The organism is Bacillus sp. LH1, from assembly GCF_057924895.1.
In genome coordinates, this window is the sequence record NZ_CM175007.1 from 2,869,352 (window position 1) to 2,888,384 (window position 19,033).

19 protein-coding genes and 1 other annotated feature (1 of these 20 only partly in view) are annotated in these 19,033 nt (G+C 33.9%); of the genes, 7 read left to right on the forward strand and 12 right to left on the reverse strand.

Annotated elements, in window-relative coordinates:
- Window positions 1-121 (reverse strand) — a binding site (T-box leader) (it extends 90 nt beyond the left edge of the window).
- A 340-nt stretch (window positions 122-461) separates the two neighbouring features.
- Window positions 462-1,280 (forward strand): pyrroline-5-carboxylate reductase, encoded by an 819-nt coding sequence (gene proC, locus ACX9TM_RS14910; RefSeq protein ID WP_000360723.1) that lies wholly within the window; start codon window positions 462-464, stop codon window positions 1,278-1,280.
- Window positions 1,281-1,458: 178 nt separating this feature from the next.
- Here proC and ACX9TM_RS14915 read toward each other — a convergent pair whose 3' ends face one another.
- Window positions 1,459-3,099: a M20/M25/M40 family metallo-hydrolase gene (locus ACX9TM_RS14915; protein ID WP_000049571.1), complete on the reverse strand. Its 1,641-nt coding sequence runs from the start codon at window positions 3,097-3,099 to the stop codon at window positions 1,459-1,461.
- A 74-nt stretch (window positions 3,100-3,173) separates the two neighbouring features.
- A complete protein-coding gene (locus ACX9TM_RS14920) occupies window positions 3,174-3,923 on the reverse strand; it encodes an IclR family transcriptional regulator (protein ID WP_000250758.1) in 750 nt (249 codons plus the stop codon).
- Window positions 3,924-4,190: 267 nt separating this feature from the next.
- Between ACX9TM_RS14920 and ACX9TM_RS14925 the strand changes: the two genes are divergently transcribed.
- Together ACX9TM_RS14925 and ACX9TM_RS14930 are read left to right on the forward strand one after the other, a co-directional pair.
- Window positions 4,191-5,615, forward strand: a complete 1,425-nt coding sequence (locus ACX9TM_RS14925; protein WP_000079991.1) for an amino acid permease — start codon at window positions 4,191-4,193, stop codon at window positions 5,613-5,615.
- A gap of 305 nt (window positions 5,616-5,920) precedes the next feature.
- Window positions 5,921-6,379, forward strand: a complete 459-nt coding sequence (locus ACX9TM_RS14930) for a VOC family protein (RefSeq protein WP_065382385.1) — start codon at window positions 5,921-5,923, stop codon at window positions 6,377-6,379.
- Between the two features lie 253 nt (window positions 6,380-6,632).
- On the opposite strand, the gene desA is transcribed toward ACX9TM_RS14930, so the two are convergent.
- The 4 genes from desA to ACX9TM_RS14950 form a co-directional block, all read right to left on the reverse strand.
- Complete coding sequence (desA, locus tag ACX9TM_RS14935; protein ID WP_000171504.1) at window positions 6,633-7,664, reverse strand: Delta(5) desaturase DesA; 1,032 nt, start codon at window positions 7,662-7,664, stop codon at window positions 6,633-6,635.
- A 307-nt stretch (window positions 7,665-7,971) separates the two neighbouring features.
- Window positions 7,972-10,359, reverse strand: coding sequence for an immune inhibitor A domain-containing protein (locus ACX9TM_RS14940; RefSeq protein ID WP_000727440.1), 2,388 nt, complete (start codon window positions 10,357-10,359; stop codon window positions 7,972-7,974).
- A gap of 233 nt (window positions 10,360-10,592) precedes the next feature.
- Window positions 10,593-11,423 (reverse strand): VanW family protein, encoded by an 831-nt coding sequence (locus ACX9TM_RS14945; protein WP_001028241.1) that lies wholly within the window; start codon window positions 11,421-11,423, stop codon window positions 10,593-10,595.
- A 473-nt stretch (window positions 11,424-11,896) separates the two neighbouring features.
- On the reverse strand, window positions 11,897-13,570 hold the full coding sequence (locus tag ACX9TM_RS14950) for an alkaline phosphatase (protein WP_000935916.1): 1,674 nt from the start codon (window positions 13,568-13,570) through the stop codon (window positions 11,897-11,899).
- Between the two features lie 298 nt (window positions 13,571-13,868).
- Here ACX9TM_RS14950 and ACX9TM_RS14955 point away from each other — a divergent pair, with 298 nt between their 5' ends.
- Together ACX9TM_RS14955 and ACX9TM_RS14960 are read left to right on the forward strand one after the other, a co-directional pair.
- A complete protein-coding gene (locus tag ACX9TM_RS14955; protein ID WP_000809113.1) occupies window positions 13,869-14,351 on the forward strand; it encodes a DUF2975 domain-containing protein in 483 nt (160 codons plus the stop codon).
- Between the two features lie 10 nt (window positions 14,352-14,361).
- Window positions 14,362-14,577, forward strand: a complete 216-nt coding sequence (locus ACX9TM_RS14960; protein ID WP_000974619.1) for a helix-turn-helix domain-containing protein — start codon at window positions 14,362-14,364, stop codon at window positions 14,575-14,577.
- Window positions 14,578-14,617: 40 nt separating this feature from the next.
- Here ACX9TM_RS14960 and ACX9TM_RS14965 read toward each other — a convergent pair whose 3' ends face one another.
- The 5 genes from ACX9TM_RS14965 to ACX9TM_RS14985 all read right to left on the reverse strand — a co-directional run bounded on the left by ACX9TM_RS14965 (window position 14,618) and on the right by ACX9TM_RS14985 (window position 17,410).
- Window positions 14,618-14,929 carry a hypothetical protein gene (locus ACX9TM_RS14965; protein WP_063220882.1) on the reverse strand — a complete coding sequence of 104 codons (312 nt, stop codon included), beginning with the start codon at window positions 14,927-14,929 and terminating at the stop codon, window positions 14,618-14,620.
- Between the two features lie 357 nt (window positions 14,930-15,286).
- Window positions 15,287-15,865, reverse strand: coding sequence for an HAD hydrolase-like protein (locus ACX9TM_RS14970; RefSeq protein WP_063220881.1), 579 nt, complete (start codon window positions 15,863-15,865; stop codon window positions 15,287-15,289).
- Between the two features lie 23 nt (window positions 15,866-15,888).
- On the reverse strand, window positions 15,889-16,470 hold the full coding sequence (locus ACX9TM_RS14975) for a kinase (protein ID WP_000106113.1): 582 nt from the start codon (window positions 16,468-16,470) through the stop codon (window positions 15,889-15,891).
- On the reverse strand, window positions 16,470-17,012 hold the full coding sequence (locus ACX9TM_RS14980; protein WP_063220880.1) for a GNAT family N-acetyltransferase: 543 nt from the start codon (window positions 17,010-17,012) through the stop codon (window positions 16,470-16,472). The genes ACX9TM_RS14975 and ACX9TM_RS14980 overlap by 1 nt, the downstream gene beginning before the upstream one ends.
- Before the next feature lie 14 nt (window positions 17,013-17,026).
- Window positions 17,027-17,410 (reverse strand): glyoxalase/bleomycin resistance/dioxygenase family protein, encoded by a 384-nt coding sequence (locus ACX9TM_RS14985; RefSeq protein WP_001049849.1) that lies wholly within the window; start codon window positions 17,408-17,410, stop codon window positions 17,027-17,029.
- Between the two features lie 280 nt (window positions 17,411-17,690).
- On the opposite strand from ACX9TM_RS14985, the gene ACX9TM_RS14990 reads away from it, so the two are divergent.
- Window positions 17,691-17,936 carry a hypothetical protein gene (locus ACX9TM_RS14990; protein ID WP_000433602.1) on the forward strand — a complete coding sequence of 82 codons (246 nt, stop codon included), beginning with the start codon at window positions 17,691-17,693 and terminating at the stop codon, window positions 17,934-17,936.
- Between the two features lie 145 nt (window positions 17,937-18,081).
- Window positions 18,082-18,375, forward strand: coding sequence for a hypothetical protein (locus tag ACX9TM_RS14995; RefSeq protein ID WP_063220879.1), 294 nt, complete (start codon window positions 18,082-18,084; stop codon window positions 18,373-18,375).
- A 118-nt stretch (window positions 18,376-18,493) separates the two neighbouring features.
- Here the strand turns inward: ACX9TM_RS14995 and ACX9TM_RS15000 are convergent, their stop codons facing one another.
- Window positions 18,494-19,030, reverse strand: a complete 537-nt coding sequence (locus tag ACX9TM_RS15000; protein ID WP_000448416.1) for a DUF2812 domain-containing protein — start codon at window positions 19,028-19,030, stop codon at window positions 18,494-18,496.
- Between the last annotated feature and the right edge of the window lie 3 nt (window positions 19,031-19,033).

The following is a 19,033-nucleotide window of genomic DNA, read 5'->3' on the forward strand; positions in this document are numbered from 1 at the left end:
AAACTTTCATTTAAGACTCAGGGATAGGTTCGATATATTCTATACGAGGAATCTTTCAGCCGGTGAATTCCACTCTCTTTCGCAAGAAGACATATGTACTAATTCCCTTCAACGATTTTCAATCTAATTTTTTTATATTATGCGATATAGTTCGATTCGGTGTCAAGAGGTATTTTTAAAAATAAATAGAGCCGCAAGTTATTTGTATGAAATTATCGCCCTACTGAATGAAAATACAAAATGATATAAGTTTAACTCATATTCATAAACATAAAACCTTACATTATAGTGTATATATTTACATAATGTCGAATATAATTAATTTTTATCTTTTAGTGTTGCAAAAAGGAATATATTCTCTTAGAATGTTTCTTTATATTGCACAGGGATGTTATTCTTATTCTAAGAAAATAATATCAAACCGATATAATTGATTATAAAAGGAGCAAGATTGAGTTATTATGGATAAACAAATTGGATTCATCGGTTGCGGAAATATGGGAATGGCTATGATTGGCGGAATGATAAACAAAAATATAGTGTCTTCAAATCAAATTATTTGTTCAGATTTAAACACTGCTAATTTAAAAAATGCTAGTGAAAAATATGGGCTAACTACAACTACCGACAACAATGAAGTAGCTAAAAATGCTGATATTTTAATTTTATCAATCAAACCAGACCTATACGCGTCAATAATTAATGAAATAAAAGAAATAATCAAAAACGATGCTATCATCGTTACGATCGCTGCTGGGAAAAGTATTGAAAGTACTGAAAATGCCTTTAATAAAAAAGTAAAGGTTGTAAGGGTAATGCCTAATACTCCTGCTCTTGTTGGAGAAGGAATGTCTGCATTATGCCCGAATGAAATGGTGACAGAAAAAGATTTAGAAGATGTACTAAACATTTTCAATAGTTTTGGTCAAACAGAGATCGTAAGTGAAAAATTAATGGATGTTGTCACATCCGTAAGTGGTTCTTCACCAGCTTATGTATATATGATTATAGAAGCGATGGCAGATGCTGCTGTACTAGATGGTATGCCAAGAAATCAAGCATATAAATTCGCTGCTCAAGCTGTGTTAGGCTCTGCAAAAATGGTACTAGAAACAGGAATACATCCAGGTGAATTGAAAGATATGGTTTGTTCTCCTGGCGGAACGACAATAGAAGCTGTAGCAACATTGGAGGAAAAAGGACTGAGAACAGCGATTATTTCAGCTATGCAGCGTTGTACGCAAAAGTCTGTTGAACTATCTGGTCAAACTAAAAAGTAAAACTGTAAAAGAGATCGCGTTAGCTATGAATTCATATGAATTTAATTAGAAATTCACTACATGATAAACGGCCAAACTCATATATAATTGAGTTTGGCCGTTTCAGTTTTAATTATATTAAAATAATTTCATTCAAATCTTCTTTACAGGTTCTGTTTTATCCCTTACCTATTCCCTACTATGATTGTGTAATTTTATTAGAAACTAATAATTTTTCAATGCACTTCGGTAACATATCTAATAGCGTTTCAAATGCGTAGTTTACATCTAGACGTTCTGTCCATTGATGTGCATCTTTTCCTACCGGCCCCATATTTAATACTGGAACATCAAACTCTTCTAATTCCTGAAGCGGAATTGAATAACCTTTATCCCATAATGGCATATTGTCTACAAGCGAACTCATTGAATCCAGTGGATACTGCAAGCCTACATAACTTAAATCTGAAATCCCCCCAAAATAATTTTGGTTTTCAAATGTAATTTTATGATTGTAGTGTGCATACTTTTCCATTTCTACAACTACCTCTTTTATTAAAGGATTGTTGCGTGAACTCACAGCTGGATAGTACGGCGGAGCGAAGAAAAGTACAATCATCGGTGCCTTTTCTTTACATAAAATCGCTAATTTATCTACTAAATCAATGGTTACCGCACGATCATCTTTATCTCCTCTATTTTTTATAATATTAGATTGAATATGATTTATTTTTTCTCGTCCATGTTGCTCAATTGCATATGTGATAAGCTCTTCATAAGTTAATACATTTACTTTGAGATTAGGTGGTATAAATGGATTATATTTAGAAAAACGATATGCATGTTTTTCATACGACTCTTCTATTTTCTCTGCTACTTTCGTTACTTTTTGACGTAACAATGAAACTACATCTGTCATTGATTTTTCTAATAAAAACAAATTAAATAATGTAACTGCACGATGCGGAATTTGTACAGAATAATCCTCTTTTAAGTCCCTTTGAAGTAAGTTAGTTGGCGGAGGACTCGCTTCCCCTTCTACAATATCACAAAGGTCTGTGTTTAACTCTAATTCTGCTGTTATTAATGAAGCCATATAACTCCCATTTAACCCTGCAAAAGGTTCACCTACATGTGTCTCTTTTCCGTAGCAAAGAAAACCAGGTAACACTTTACCAATAGAGCCAGTGTAAATATACTTATTTTGGTCACCAGGATGTCTTGAAAACATAGGCTCTGAGTTTAGTACCGTTTTATACTCTAAATCATGTTCTCTTGCTAACTCTAGTAATCTTGGAACAGCAGCTCTCATCCCTACAGAGTTTACTTCTTCATCTGGTACAGCCAATAAAAGAACATTCCCATCAAATCTTTCTTCGCAAGCTTGCTCAATCATTGCCATTTGTAATGCGAGGCCGCATTTCATATCCATTGTTCCTCTACCAAACAGCCATTCTCCATGTTCTATATCTTCACGTACATGGTCTGGAAGTTCATCTTTATGAGAATAAAACATAGATGTTAACTTTTTAGGATTAAATGCATCTTCTTTCCACATTCCGTAATCTTGTACATCTACAACATCAAAGTGACTTACTAGAATTACAGTATTTTTTGTACTATCGCTTTTCTTTACTAGTGCTGTAACAAAATATCGTCCGTCCCCTGTCGGATTTTTTTGCAAATGGTGCGGGTTTTGTTTGAAATACTGTAAGTCAGATAATTGTTCCACAACAAAGTCTGGCAATATTACTTCAGCTTCTGAACCGGTAATACTAGGAATTTCAACAAGACTGCTTAATAATTGAACCAATTGTTCTTTTGATTGCCACTTTGACATATAAATCCCCCTATTTTCCGCATTATGAAAACTAATTCCAGTATATGAATAAAAAATGACGACAGCTATCAAAATTATAGTTCTGATGTACTGCCGATTTTTATTGATATTTCATGAGCCGCTTGTTTTACCTTGCTAATAAGAAAAGATAGTCGATCATCATTAATACGATGACTAATTAACCCAACACTTAATGCTCCTACTACTTTATGATTAAATCCGATAATAGGTGCAGCTACTGAAGCTGTCCCTTCTGTTTTTTCACCATAACTGACAGCATATCCTTCATTTTTTATTTGCTTTATTTGATTAAGAAGAATTTGCTTTTGTTCTGGTAATGAAGGAAGTAAATACTCTACAATATGTTCCATTTCATTCGTTTTCATATTGGCAAGCATCGTTTTATTTGCAGCACCAATTGAAAGTGGAATTTGTTCTCCTAGATTATCGATAACTCGAATTTTTAAAGGACTATCAATTCTTTCAATGATAATAGAATGTGTTCCGTTTGGAATATTCAAATAGACACTTTCTTCCACTTCAGAAGCCAAACGTTTCATCACTTCTCTTGCAACAGATCTATAGTCTACCTTCTCCAATTGACGCAACCCTATTTCCATCCACATTGGTCCAATTTTGTACTGTTTTGTCTCTGTAATTTGTGTAACTAACCCATGCTCCATTAGAGAGTTAAGTAATCTATGTACTGTACTAACCGGGAGATGTGTTCCATCAGCTATATCAGAAATAGCCCAATACTCTTTTTCATTTGTAGAATTCAATAATTTAATAATACTTATCGCTCGATCAATGGACTGTACCATAACTCGCCTCAACTTTACTCGTAATATGTTAGTACGCTTAATTAACTATCAATTTAGCAAACATTCGAAATGAAATCAATCTATTTATTTAATTTTCTAACAATAAAAACATATCACTAACAACGAATTGAAAACGCAAACAAAAAAATATTGACTTTTCTTTTTAATTATCTGAAAATTATAACAAGATTTCACATCACGGAATACATTCCATAATACGGAAAAACATCAAACGTTATTCTATCAACTACGAAAGTGAGGAAAACAATGGCGCAAGTAAGCAATACAAACAATGAATTAAAACGTACGATGAAAAGTAGACACTTATTCATGATTGCACTCGGTGGTGTGATTGGAACCGGGTTATTTAACGGATCTGGCTTTATTATAAGTCAGGCTGGACCTGGTGGATCCGTACTTGCCTTTATTGCTGGTGGATTATTAATGTATTTCGTTATGCTATGTCTTGGTGAACTTGCTGTAGCCATGCCTGTTTCAGGTTCTTTTCAGGAATATGCTACTAAATTCATCAATCCTGCAACTGGCTTTACAATCGGATGGTTGTATTGGTTAAGCTGGGCGAATACGACCGGTCTTGAATTTACAACTGCCGGTATTACAATGCAGCGCTGGTTTCCTGATATTCCTGTTTGGGTTTGGTGTTTAATATTTGGCGTTACCATCTTCACTATTAACGCATTATCTGCTCGTAGTTATGCAGAAACAGAATTTTGGTTTTCAAGTATAAAAGTATCTGCCATTATAGCTTTTATAATTCTTGGTGGCGCCGCTATGTTCGGTTTTATTGATTTAAAAGGCGATGAACCAGCTCCACTTCTTTCAAATTTCGTAAATCATGGTGGTTTATTTCCGAATGGACTTGCAGCTATTCTATTAACAATGGTTACAGTCAATTATTCCTTCCAAGGTACAGAGCTTGTCGGAATCGCAGCAGGTGAAAGTGAAGATCCAGCAAAAACTTTACCTCGTTCTATTAGAAATATTATATGGCGCACAATGTTTTTCTTCGTCTTAGCAATCTTTGTTCTTGTTGCTTTAATTCCTTGGGAAGAAGCTGGATTAACAAAGAGTCCATTCGTTGCTGTTTTTGATAATATCGGTATTCCATATGCAGCTGATATTATGAACTTTGTTATTCTTACTGCTGTTCTTTCTGTCGCAAACTCAGGACTATACGCTGCTACTCGAATGCTTTGGTCTTTATCAAAAAACGAAATGGCTCCAGCATTTTTAAAGAAATTATCATCACGTGGGATTCCTCTCAACGCTTTAATCATGACAATAGCTATTTCTGCTTTTTCTCTTTTGACAAGTGTAGTAGCTGCTGAAACTGTTTACTTGTGGCTCATTTCAATTTCCGGAGTCATTACCATTATTGTTTGGATGTCAATTTGTGTTTCTCAATTCTTTTTCCGCAAACATTATTTAGCAGACGGCGGAAAATTAGAAGACTTAAAATTTAAAACGCCACTTTATCCACTCGTACCAATTCTTGGTTTTGGATTGTATGGCATTATATTAATCAGTCTTATTTTTATCCCAGAACAACGACTTGGAATCTATTGCACTGTCCCATTTATCATCTTTTGCTACACTTACTATCACTTTAAAGTTAAGAAAAGAAATTCTACTAACACTCATAGTGAAACTAAAATTAGCGAGACTTCGTAATATTTGACTATACATAAAAGACTACACATGGCGTTTCACTTCATGTGTGGTCTTTTTTTATCATTTTTATATGATTTCATCTGAATTTAATGAATATATCCCCTTTCCTACAAAAGTAGTAGAGTGTTCATTTAAACACTTACTACCTCAGTGGGATTTATCACATTCCAATTTCAATATAATAGTAAATAGGAATATCGGATATAGATGTACATTACTAGGCTTATACATATTTCAACTTTAGAATTATATTCACTATTGAATTGGTAGTTACCAATAAAGAAAGAAAGAAAGGAATGATCATAATAATACAGAACATATACGAAACTCATTTACATGTAAGAAATTTAGAGAAGGCAATAAATTTCTATCAAAACAAGCTAGGATTAACGTTAGCAAGAAAACTCTCCAAAAGAAGAGTGGCTTTCTTTTGGGTCGGAGAAAATAAACAACAAATGCTTGGACTATGGGAAGTACATAACATTGAAGACTTTGAGCCGAGACATTTTGCTTTTGGTGTAAATTTAGAGTTTTTAATGACTTCTAAAGCGTGGCTAGAGGAACGTGGAATAGCAGTGATAGGAAGTCAAGGAAAAGGAAATCAAAAGCCAATTGTCCAAAGGTGGATGCCTGCTGCAAGTGTATACTTTCTAGATTGTGATGGAAACAAATTAGAATTCATTTCTATGTTACATGAGAATCCAGATGAATTAGAATATGCGTCCTATTTAAGTGTATGGAATGCGGAACACCAAGAAAAATGAATGGAATTTTCGTTCAAGTCTTTTCTTATTTTTGGATATAATGTTGTACGATCCCCCCTTTTACTATGAATTTGTTAACATAATGCATTTACTGTCATCTTATATTTGTACTTACGTACGAGCAATTCCTAATCTGCTTCAATTACAATTTGAATTATGTAAATTTTCCTCTTATCTGGTCTGGCATCTACTCTTTAAACACAAACTCCCCTTAAATCGAAAATGATTAAGGGGAGTTTTATATACGATGCAATTATAGTTCAGATTTCACTCGAACAGAAACATTATTTTTAATTATATTTTTGACATCTTTAAAGCTAACAAAATTGTTACTTTTCTCATCCCAAAGACGGAAACGTAGTGATTGTAAGCTTGTAGCAAGCGTAATCGTTGGTACATTTTTTAACGGAAGCGTATTATTGTGTGCCTCTTCTAGTTTATAGTTAGGTACCCTTGGGCTTAAATGGTGAACATGATGGAATCCAATATTACCAGTTAAGAATTGCAAAATTTTAGGAAGCTTATAAAAAGAACTTCCTTCCACTGCCGCTTTCACATATTCCCAATCTTTATCCTCTTCAAAATAAGAATCTTCAAATGTGTGCTGTACGTAAAACAGCCAAATCCCTACTGAACCTGCTATTAAGAATATAGTACCATGTACTAACAGAAACGATTGCCACCCAATTGCCCAGCAAAGTATAGCTACTACAGCAACAATTATAATATTCGTCAAATAAGTATTCATACGTTCTTTCTGCCTTGCACCTTTTCGGTTAAATCTATTTTTAAGCAAGAAAACATAAATCGGACCTAATCCAAACATAACGAATGGATTGCGATATAAGCGATATGCTAAACGAAGTCTAAATGGTGCAGCTACATATTCATCAACTGTAAGCGTCCAAATATCCCCTGTACCCCTCTTATCCAAATTACCACTCGTAGCGTGGTGAATAGAATGTTCATGCCCCCACTGATCAAATGGGAATAATGTTAAAACACCCATACACGTTCCAACTATTCTATTTGCACGTCGACTTTTAAAGAACGAATAATGGGTGCAATCATGAAAAATAATGAAAATTCTTGTCATAAATCCAGCGGCTAACAGTGCTGGAACTAATGTTAACCAATAAGAAACTGACAAACTTTTATAAGCAAGGTACCATAAAATAATAAATGGCACGATTGTGTTGATCAGTTGCCAAACACTTTTTTTAATCGTTGATTTTTCAAAAGGAGCAACTTGTTTTTTTAAATTTTTAGTATTTTCTAAGGTCATTGTTCTAATTCCTTTCCTTTTTGTTGCTAATTCATATTATAGCACACTATTAGTATCAGGTGTTAAAAGTAGCTATAATAAATATTATATACTATGAAAATCTCTTTTTTCTTACTCATTACTTACAAATTACTTACGCCCAAAATAGCTTCTATAATTGGACAGGCGGAGTATTTTATTTATAAAAGAAACTTCGAATTTTTCCAATAAGTACATAAAAAAACAGCAAGTTTTTTCACAAGAAGAAAAAAGCTGCGATAAGTCAGTTTCACCGACTTATCGCAGCTCCTCTTCGTTTTACCTTATTTTATCGATGAAGCCACACTGCACCTGCAGACTTGTCTTCAGCTTGGCCTACCACTTCAAACTTCAGTCCTAGTTTCGGTAACTTACGTCCTGCATCAGGAATAATGCTGTTGATGTATTGCTTAGAATCATCAAATTTTGCCACTCCTGGTAATCCTTTATAATCGAAGATACCGCGAGTTGGTGAATTTACTTTCCATGCTGGTGTTTGATCAAATGAGAATGCCGCATCGGCAATTTGGTAACGCGTACTGCTCTTCACAGTAGGTTGTCCGTTTAATGTCCCTACAATTGCCTCTGGATGAGAATCTACTACTCCTAAGAACCCTTCACCTGGATGAACGCCTACCCAGTTATCTGTAAAGCTTTGATCCGCATACCATACAACCATTCCTGTATTAAATACTGGGCCACGTGCATGTTGTAACGCAGTGTCAGAACCAGCGTAATTTCTCCACTCTACATAGTAATTATGTTTTTTCTGTTCAAATCCGTTAGACACAGTAAAGCCTTTTAACGTCATTGCTGGCTGACCTTCTGCATCATCAGAGAAAACAACTTTTCCATCTACAGTTAATGCTGCATTATCTAACGCAAACCCTTTATAAGCTACTGCAATATCTGTTAAGTACTCAAATTGCAGTTTTACTTTTTTTCCTTTGAATTGGCTTAAATCGTATGATTTATCAACCCACTTACCATCAGTTGTATCCGCGCCGCCTTTTACATCTTTTTCGCCCATTCTATCAATGCGTGTCTTCGTTCCATCTTCTGCAATCGCATATACGTCAAGGAAATCATACTTCGCTTCAAGTTCGTAAAATGCCTTATAATCGAACTTAGCATCCTTTGCATTTGTTAAGTCAAATACTGGTGTCTCAAGTGTTGTATGAATGTCATTTCCTTTTGTACTGTAATAGAACTTCTTACCAAACGCTGATTCGATATTTTTTATATCTTTGTCCGGCAAGTTAACACGAACGATTCCAGGTCGTTTAGATTTTGTAGTACTTTGATCTACATATGTCGCAACACCGATTCCTTTGCTAAGTTTGTCATAATCTACTTCAAGGATATTCGCCCAGTTCCCCTTCATATTCTTTTGGAAAAATTCTTTATTTTGTGGTGAGAAACTCGTTGGCTCTGTTCCTGCAATTTTTCCAGCCCAGCTACCACCACTCATAATAGACCATGACTCAACAGGTTCACCTTGTCCTGAGTACTTTGTATCATATTCATCTGGTAAGCCTAAATCATGGCCATACTCATGTGCAAACACACCAACTGCCCCGTCTTCAGGCTCGATTGTATAATCATATGCAGCCATCTTTCCGCCCCAGTTCGAAACAGAAGATTTCGTGCCATCAATTGCATATGGTTTTGAACCTAGTTTTGAACGATGTGACCAAATCGCATCATCTTTCAATTTACCGCCGCCAGCTTCTTGACCAACGCCAGCATGTACAACCATTAAATGATCAATAATGCCATCTGGCTCATTTTTATTTCCATCACCATCTTGATCGTATTGATCAAATTGGTCATAGTCTGCTAAATTGATTCCTTTTGCTACCGCTGCTTTTAATGCTTCTTTCACAAAATCTTTTGGTCCTAAAGGCCCCTTGTTATCATGCCCAGTACCCGCATCAGCACCATAATCTGATGCTTTTCCTGGAACAGTAAGCCATTCTGTTACAGTCCCATCAACTGTGTAGCTACCACCAGATTGTTCTTCATAATATTGCTTAAATGTGTTAATCTTCGATCCATCAAATAAAGTAAATGGTTCATCACCAAATAACATTTTTTGATAATGTTCACGATTAAAGTCTTTAGAATACATGTATCCTGGCTCTTGATCAATATTGTTATGCTTAAAATCGCTAAATTCTACAAGTAAAACAAGTACTTTATCTTTTCGAACAGCTCCATTGTATTCTTCTTGCTTCGCTGATGTAGTAGGTACTTTTCCATTTAATTTCCCAGGGTTCAATGCTGCACCTTGTCCAGCTACTGGGCCTACTTCAGGCTGCTGCGCCTGTTCATTTTCCTTCATTTTTGCATCTTTTACTTTTTTCATAAAATCAGAAGCTTCTTGCGTAAGACTATCTCCTGTTAAAATTTCTTTCCCAGGGTTTTCCCCTTTCTTTTTCTCAACATATTTTTCGACAGCCTTTGACGTCTCAGCTTGCGATGCAGATTGATCAATTACCCCCCGTTGTTTTAGCGCTTCAGCCAAGCGCTCCTCCGGTATTAAGTGCTCATCTATTGGTAGAGATGATGTTGGTGTCTCAGCATGCGCTGCGTGACCTCCAAAAGCAAACGTACTACTTAGTACTGCTGCTGTTGTTAATACCGCTAATGGTTTTAATTTCTTTTTCTTTTTCAATGTATTTCCTCCCCAGTGTCTGCAAATTATCGTTTTTTGCCGATAACAACATAATATTCGTTATAATACGAATATTCAATCTTTTTCAACAAATAAAATGTTGAGAAATATTTTTTATGAAGGGTGAAATACATACGATAGAAAAACAAACTCACCTATAAATAACAGTGAACTTTTTTAGTAAAAATAAGAATTAAATATTCTCTATACTATTTAATCTATGGGTTACCATATTACTCACTATTCTCATTATTACAAGCTAATAGTGGTTCGTACATCATTATAGCGTGATTCTCTGTTACATATTGATCTTCTATTAACTGTTTCTGTAGATTATATACTTTACGTTGAATCACATTATGTCGTATATAACCGCCCCAGTATGCAGGTTGAATTGAGTGTTCTTTCTCATACACTTCATATTGATAAAGTTGCGGATAGACTGTTCTCCATTCACCAACTAAATGTTCATCTGTCATATAAAGGTGAAGTTGATACGGTTGGTCCGTTTCATTTTTAATTTGTAAATCCAAATAGTTATAGGAACAAGTCGCCCCACTCCCAAACGGTTGAGTTCGCCTAGAATCAGGAAAGACATCAAAGCTATGACGATATCGTTCGGTTACTGTCAGTGGTGTATGTAAAGTCATCCAATATATTAAATTCGAAAGCTGACAAAGACCTCCTCCAATACCTGTTTGAAAAGATCCGTAGTGTAATACCATACCTTCTACATACCCTTTTTTCTTCGTTGGCTTACCTATTAAACGCCAGTAAGAAAATGTTTCTCCCGGTCTAATGACGATATCATTTAGTTTTTTAACAGCAATTTTCAAATTAACAACCTTATTCTGTTGATACCACATATCTACATCTTTAAGCTTACGAAGTAATATCGTTTGGTGCTGAATTGCTGTACAAGGTAGCTTTTCTTGTTGGAACCTTTTTGCATATGTTTTTCCGTCTGCTAACCACTGAATGTACCTCTTTGTAGAGTAATACCACTTCCCTAGCATAATGCGATACTTAGACCGCTGTTTAGGACGTAAGTGCACTATATTCATTTTATTCCCTCTCTCTTTCTTCAACTAAATTCTAATATATTTCTAATTCAATAAACTACAGTTTTCTTAGCTGCATAATAATTTTCGCAAAAAAAATAATAAATTTACTCTAGTGGAGATTTTATTTTGATGATTGCTTTATAATTATATAAAACTGCGCTGAAATACAATAAATTGAAATAAATACATTATAAATATAACGGATAACCTTAAATAAAAAATAATGAAAATTAAAGAAATTCTAAAGTATTAATATATTTTTCGTAAATATTAATTGATAACACATTAGACTTTACTATATGTATAAATTCTCTATTCTACAAAACGAAATTTTTTAATGTAAGAAAAAATATAACTCCCCTTTCACATTTATACAAGTCTCATCTGGAAAACTTTCCAAAACAATCCGAACCCTTATATTTAGAATAAACACAAAAAATTGCCGCCAGTTAGCTTAACTGGTTGGCAATTTTTTAACGAGAATGCTTTACAAATAGTTGAATTGCTTCTTCTGGTACATAGCACTTTCCATTACTCTCTACAATAATACTTCTTAATTCATGTCCTTTACCATTGATACGAATTATATTTTTGTTACCAAATAATTGTGCTTCTACTTTATTACGTTTTACTACGAGTAACGGGTTTGCTCCTTCGGTTTTGTCGGCTGTTACAGTTGCACCGATTTTCTTAAAGACTTGTTCACTCTCTAAAAATATTTTATTCGTTACTTCTTCTAAGTTAAAGCCCATCGCTTTCGCCATCGTCTTCGCAATGTCTGTATTTTGGATTAAGCCTTCTGGTTTTTGAGGTCCATAAGAATGTAAGAATACATCCTCACCTGTATGTCCTCCTGTCGTAAAGCCGATATTTGCACGATTAGCCAATAATGTAGTAAGAATTCGTCCTACATCCATTTTCTTTTTTGCCGCTTTTAATTTTTCTTTTTCATCATGAGTTAGATTATCCAAACCATATAGTTTAGCTACATCTTCTACATTTGATAAATCAGATTTCAGTTTATTTATAGTTCCTTCAAGTGTCATTTTCGCCTTTTTCAATGGATCAATGTATGCAGAAACCGGTGTAGTATTGTATCCTTTTGTCGTATTCCTATTCCCTATAGAGATGCCGCTGTTACCATGATCAGTTAAAGCGATGAGCATCGTATCCCCATCTTTCTTCGCAAATTGTAACGCCTTTGCTACCGCTTCATCAAATGCCAATATATCACTAATCATCCCAATTGGGTCATTAGCATGGGCTGCCCAATCAGGCTTACTACCTTCTATGAATAAAAAGAAGCCATCTTTATCTTTTGATAATGTTTGAATTGCTTTTTCTGTCATTTGAGAAAGTGTTGGTTGTTCTGGGTTTGTTGCTATACGATCCATATCAAACGCAAGAGCATGATGTGAGAAAGAGCCCCAAATTTTATTAGATTTGGAGTTCAATAACGCATCTTTCGTTTCAACGAAATCGTATCCTTTGTCTTGAATCACCTTCACTAAATTTTCACCATCTTTTCGGATTCCATTACTTTGCATAGGTAGCAGCGCTGCTTTTCCCCCGCCTAATACGACATCTATATTTTGATATACTTGCTGCTTCGCAATTACGTCAAATTGCTTGCGATTGACATGGTGAGCCGAGAATCCCGCCGGAGTAGCATGCTGAATTTCAGATGTAGCAACAATTCCAGTTGCACGACCAGTACGTTTTGCACCTTCTAATACGTTTGCGACCGGCCGTAACTTGTCCTCTTCTTTTATTGGCTCTAAGCTAGGCGAACTTACAATAGAAGGTAATACACCTACATATCCTGAATTTGATTTATTTCCAGTTGCTAATGCTGTTGCTGCTGGCGCTGAGTCTGTAATAGCTGATTCCGCCGAAAACGTACGAACTCCTCCTGTTACAATTTGATCTAACGTAAGCGGTGCCCCTTTATACCAGCGAGCCAATGTTGCCGCCGTTGAACTCGTTCCGTCCATAACCATTATAATTATATTTTTAGGCTGATGTTCTACTTTTTTCACCTTAGCTTTGGCCGCATGATAATTCATCATACTTTCCGTACTTAATACGCTTACTATTATAGCTGCCACTAATAGCAACTTTTTCATCTTCACACCATAATTCAACATGATTGTTCCTCCATAAACTTTGCATTCATTTTAAATACACACTATTTCCTTTTCCATACCAAAACCTACATATGTTTTATTAGTTCCCAATTCTCATAAAGCTAACAATAGTTACTTTCCCTTTCTTTCCTTTATTAAATATCGGTATGTATCATCTATCTTATAAAAAAGATTTAACATCCTTTTCATTAATTACTTGTTTAACAATAAATCCTCGATCAAAAGAAATAAAAATTTATTGTTAAACAATAAATTTCGTGTTAAATTAATAAGATATTAAATAAATGAGGTGCTTTTTATGAAACAAGGATCCACACTCTTTTTAAAGACCGTTGTGATTCTGATCGGAATCCCCGTTCTTGCTATGTGCATTTTTTTAGTCCCTAAAATAGGAGCTTTCGCTGCAGAATTATATCCAGATATTGCATATATTAAATATCTTGTATTTATCAATTTATATGCAACAGCAATACCTTATTACTTCGCACTGTACCAAACATTTAAGCTTTTAAACTATATTGATAAAAATAACGCATTCTCAGAGTTATCTGTTCAAGCTTTAAAAAATATTAAGTACAGCGCATTGGCAATTAGTGTATTATATGTATTAGGTATGCCACTTTTCTATCTCGTGGCAGAGAGAGATGACGCCCCTGGCATTATTATTATCGGAATGATTATGATTTTTGCTTCAATGGTAATCGCGGTCTTTGCTGCCGTTCTCCAAAGACTATTAAAAGATGCTATAGATATAAAATCAGAAAATGATTTAACGGTCTGAGGTGAATAATATGGCAATTATTATTAATATTGATGTAATGTTAGCAAAAAGAAAAATGAGTGTAACAGAGCTTTCGGAGAAGGTTGGAATTACAATGGCTAACCTTTCTATCTTGAAAAATGGAAAAGCAAAAGCAGTCCGTTTTTCAACTTTAGAAGCAATATGTAAAGCATTAGAATGCCAACCGGGGGATATTTTAGAATATCAACCTGAAGATACCGAGTAAAAAGAGTCCTTCATACGAGAAGGACTCTTTTTATTACACATTACGGTGCAAAACTAATTTGACCAGTAAACAATAGGATAATTGCTATGATCCAAAATATAAAAAATGATGCGGACAGTATTAATGAAAGAATAGCAATTCCCTTCTTCTCTGTTCTTTTCGTCATTGTGATTATTGAAAGTATGATACCTACACCTGTCAGGGCAATTGTAATATAATCTCCAACTATATTACCTGCATTGGCTATCCTTGTTGGCGTTATAAAAACGAATAGAAAACACAAAATGCCGATGAGTAAAGATACATAGCTTATTATACTGTACTTCTTTTTAGGAACTATTTCAGTTTTCATACTAACCCCACCCCTTCTATATAGCTATGAATTCATATTAACATGAATAACCATAATTTGGTTAAAATATAAAAAAGATAAAGTAGACGCTATCACTTTATCTTTCGGTTTATTTCTATCTAACAATTAACCTGGCTACTTCCTTAATAAAGATGGACGATCATTCTTTAACCTCTAGTAATTATTATATACAGAAAATAAAGTGAAACTTTAATCAGTGGAGGTTTTGTTCACCCTTCACTGATTATTAGTTGAACCAATCAGGCTACCCGTTAATGCGGAATAAAATGAAAGAGTTCTAAAAAATAAAGACTGTACCTTTAAAATGAAAGATTCAGTCTTTATTAATAACTTTTTTTATAAAGAAAACTCTCTATCACTCACTATCTTAAAAAACTCCGAGTAATGTGATAAAGAATAATCCGCTACATCACAATCACCTTGAAACATACATGTTGAAATACCTAATTCTTTTGCAGGTAATAAATCTAATTCTCTATTTCCAATAGCTAAATCAATATTGTATTTTTTATGCAGATGATTATAAGCTAAAGAGTTTGGCTTTCGAGGAAAGCCATCGTCAATTGTAACCATATCTACGAAGTATTTTTCCCAGCCGTAATATTTTAAAATGCCCATAACCCCTTCCCTATGTTTATGGGTCATAATCACATTTTTATTTGCAAATTTCAAAACCTCTTCGACACCTGCAAAAGGTTTCATATCTTTTGGCGTGAATTTCCCCTTCAAAACTTTAATCTTTTCTTCCTGCTCACATGAAATATTATAATACTGAATTGCATGAGAGTATGATATTTTTAAGTTTTTGTATATTTCTTGTTTTTCTACTGAATCACCTAATATTTCAGAAAGCATCATTGTATATGCAGGATACGTATCAAATAACGTCCCATCAAAATCCCATAAAATATTCATTCTATTCACCTTCTATTTTCAAATCATTCAATGACTAAATCCGCCCTATCCCTCGGCAATTCCGTTTTTAAGTAATAATCCTCTGCTTTCCAATACCTATTTTCAAACTTTGAAAGGTTTTTCTGCGTTTTTTCACTCTCACGTAGAAACCTTGTCTCTCTTGGACAGTCCAAATAGACCATATAATGAAAAAAATCTCTCCATTCTTTTCGCTGCAGAAAAACTCCTTCAATAACAATTACGCCTACAATAGGAATCTGTACTTTTTCCATTTCACATATATCTGTTTCTTCATGAAAGAAAGGTAATTTCAATTTTGTTTCATGTTGTAGCTTTTGAAAAAATTTCCGCCTTAGCCATTCAATGTCCCATTGTAAATAATAATGCTCATACCATTCTTCATATCCAGTATGATATCGTTTATTACGCTCCACTATATGATCATCAATATGGAAAATACGAAACGGAATGCCTTCTTGTTTCATATTTTCTTTTAAATTGGCTACGAATGTTGTTTTTCCAGATCGACTTAAACCATCTATACCTAAAATGAATCTATTTTCCCTATGCTTCTTCATAATCGTTATAAGTTCGTTTGTACTCATTACTTCTTCCACTCTTCTTTTAATAAAGAATATAAAATGGTATCATGAGCAACTCCATTTTGAATCATATGTTTTCGAAGTAATCCTTCTTCTTGAAATCCTGCTTTTATTAATAATTTTTGAGAAGCTTTATTTTCTACATATACAACCGCTGCGATTCTTATTAGTTGCAGTATTTCAAATCCGTAAGCTAAAATTGCTTGTAATGCTTCCAATGCATATCCTTGTCCCCAATATGTATCATCTAATTCATAACCAATTTCAGCTCGTTTATGATGATTATTAATTAAATGAAATCCGCACGTTCCGATTAATTGGCCCGTCCCTTTTTTCTCGACTCCCCAGCGAAATACACTGCCCTCTTCATAACGATTTTTGAACGTTTGAATCGTTGTTTTCGCTTGCTCAATATTTTGGAAAGAATCCATTCCGAAATAACGTATAACTGATTCTTTCGAAAAATATTGGAACATCGTTTCTGCATCTAATAGTGTAAGTTCTCTTAAGAATAAACGTTCTGTTTCTAGTTTCGGAAATCCCATCTCTCTTTCTCCCTCTATTCTAATGAACTGCAAATTTCAATATAATTTCCATCTGGATCAGCAATGTAGGCAATTGTTTGTCCCCACGGTTTTACAATTGGCTCCACTAAAATTTTAATACCTTGCTCTCTAAATTGCTCAATCGTTTCTTGTACATTCTCAACAACGAATCCTAACTCGAAATGAGAAGACTGTAATTCACCTTCTGTAAGCGGTAGTCCTGTTAATTCTTTCACATCTTGCCGCGTATTCATCGCTAAAATGGTAGTTCCAGTATTAAATTCAATATATGTGCCGTGCTCTGCTTTTATAGGTAACTGTAAAATATCTTTATAGAACTTTAAACATTCCTCAAACTTTTCTACATATAAAATGATGTACTTCATTTTCAAATTCATTTTACATCCCCCTTTGTATCTATCCCTAAAATTTCGACAAAAGTCTCATAAAACCTTGTTCCTTGTAGTAATGAGCAAAAAAAATGAGGCCGATTTCTCGGCCCCCCAGCTTATTGGCATAAAACAGGAGATTTGGTTTGGACATAACCAGTTCGTACTTTTATTATATTTTATTTTTTCTGAATTTTAAATACATTAAACACCTATTTATATTGAGAAAGTTTTTTGCTTGCATAAAATTAAAGATTTTAAGAAATGATACAAATGGAGGTGTATACATATGGAACCAATGCTATGTCCAAGTTGTAAAACGAACCGTACTCGCTTTAATATTCTTGAGCAACAAGTAAAACCAGTCAAAATAAATCCACAAACTGGTCAAGTGGAAGAAGAATACACAAATGAAACGATGAATGCTTTTCATATGGCTTATCAAGGACCTACATACCGTGTCCAATGTGCTGTATGCGGACTTGTTGAAAACCCTGAACAATTTATTAAACCTGCGCAAAATCAGTCTTTCTAATAAAAATATGATTATCCCTTGTAGAAATAGATTTTTCTATAAGGGATTTTTTCGTTTAATACGTTAATTAAAAATGTATTTCTTCCTTATTATATGTTAAAATCCACACCATTTTAGTAATATTTACATAAGGGAGGTGAAACAAATGATTTTAAATAAAAAGATAATGCTTCCATCAACATTTCTACTATTAACTTGTCACATAATAAGCTTTTACTTTTGGATTTCCGATTGGAAGAAAATCTCGACTTCTTACGGTTTAGCTATATGGATACTTTCTACTGTTTGTAGTCTTTTACTTTATTTCCTTTACAAAAAACAAAAATCTAATAAAGTGATATTCATTGCTAGTTCGTTATTATTAATTACTTCTTCATTTATGATTTTTTTAGGTATTGTTACTGGTATTATCTTTGTAACTGTTAGTTCTATGCCTTAAATATATAATGTTTTATTATATAAAAAATAGTTAACAAAATAGAATTACATAAAAATTAAAGAAGATAATATGTCATTGTTCATTGTCATCATTATCTTCTTCTAGGGTCTAATCTTTATTATAATATTTCACTTTTCAATTTCTTGATTTTCCAAAAAATCCTCATGAAGAAATAAGCATACATACAACCTACAAACCCTGTCATAACTTTCGCCCAAATTGGCACCCTTGATTCTGTTGAACTTAAAAATACGCTATACATTGAGGGTAATATAGTTATTGAAATCAATGCGAAAAATTGTAATAATTCCTTCATTTTTTGTACCTTCGTGTCCTTCTCTGAATATATGTCAGGTAACTCAATTCCCTTCTCTACTTCCTTACAAAAATAATTCCATCTTGTAAAACTTGTGACACGTTTCCAACCAGACATTTCATATATTTCAAAGTACTCCTGTTGTTTTTCTTTTGAATCCCTATAAACCAATCTAAAATCCGCTTTATATATTACATCTTTCGGTTCTGTTTTCTTAAACGTATACAACAAATTATATCTTTGTAACGCCCAACCTTTTTGATGCATTTTCCGTAAAAAAGCTTCTTCTTTTTCTAAACTCCATGCCATGAAAAATTTAAATACCTTCTTTGTCTCCATCTC

Coding starts and splice junctions, on each gene's coding strand:
- proC (WP_000360723.1), top strand. CDS start 462: ATGGATAAACAAATTGGATTCATCGGTTGCGGAAATATGGGAATGGCT.
- ACX9TM_RS14915 (WP_000049571.1), bottom strand. CDS start 3,099: ATGTCAAAGTGGCAATCAAAAGAACAATTGGTTCAATTATTAAGCAGT.
- ACX9TM_RS14920 (WP_000250758.1), bottom strand. CDS start 3,923: ATGGTACAGTCCATTGATCGAGCGATAAGTATTATTAAATTATTGAAT.
- ACX9TM_RS14925 (WP_000079991.1), top strand. CDS start 4,191: ATGGCGCAAGTAAGCAATACAAACAATGAATTAAAACGTACGATGAAA.
- desA (WP_000171504.1), bottom strand. CDS start 7,664: ATGACCTTAGAAAATACTAAAAATTTAAAAAAACAAGTTGCTCCTTTT.
- ACX9TM_RS14945 (WP_001028241.1), bottom strand. CDS start 11,423: ATGAATATAGTGCACTTACGTCCTAAACAGCGGTCTAAGTATCGCATT.
- ACX9TM_RS14950 (WP_000935916.1), bottom strand. CDS start 13,570: ATGTTGAATTATGGTGTGAAGATGAAAAAGTTGCTATTAGTGGCAGCT.
- ACX9TM_RS14955 (WP_000809113.1), top strand. CDS start 13,869: ATGAAACAAGGATCCACACTCTTTTTAAAGACCGTTGTGATTCTGATC.
- ACX9TM_RS14960 (WP_000974619.1), top strand. CDS start 14,362: ATGGCAATTATTATTAATATTGATGTAATGTTAGCAAAAAGAAAAATG.
- ACX9TM_RS14965 (WP_063220882.1), bottom strand. CDS start 14,929: ATGAAAACTGAAATAGTTCCTAAAAAGAAGTACAGTATAATAAGCTAT.
- ACX9TM_RS14970 (WP_063220881.1), bottom strand. CDS start 15,865: ATGAATATTTTATGGGATTTTGATGGGACGTTATTTGATACGTATCCT.
- ACX9TM_RS14975 (WP_000106113.1), bottom strand. CDS start 16,470: ATGAGTACAAACGAACTTATAACGATTATGAAGAAGCATAGGGAAAAT.
- ACX9TM_RS14980 (WP_063220880.1), bottom strand. CDS start 17,012: ATGGGATTTCCGAAACTAGAAACAGAACGTTTATTCTTAAGAGAACTT.
- ACX9TM_RS14985 (WP_001049849.1), bottom strand. CDS start 17,410: ATGAATTTGAAAATGAAGTACATCATTTTATATGTAGAAAAGTTTGAG.
- ACX9TM_RS14990 (WP_000433602.1), top strand. CDS start 17,691: ATGGAACCAATGCTATGTCCAAGTTGTAAAACGAACCGTACTCGCTTT.
- ACX9TM_RS14995 (WP_063220879.1), top strand. CDS start 18,082: ATGATTTTAAATAAAAAGATAATGCTTCCATCAACATTTCTACTATTA.
- ACX9TM_RS15000 (WP_000448416.1), bottom strand. CDS start 19,030: ATGGAGACAAAGAAGGTATTTAAATTTTTCATGGCATGGAGTTTAGAA.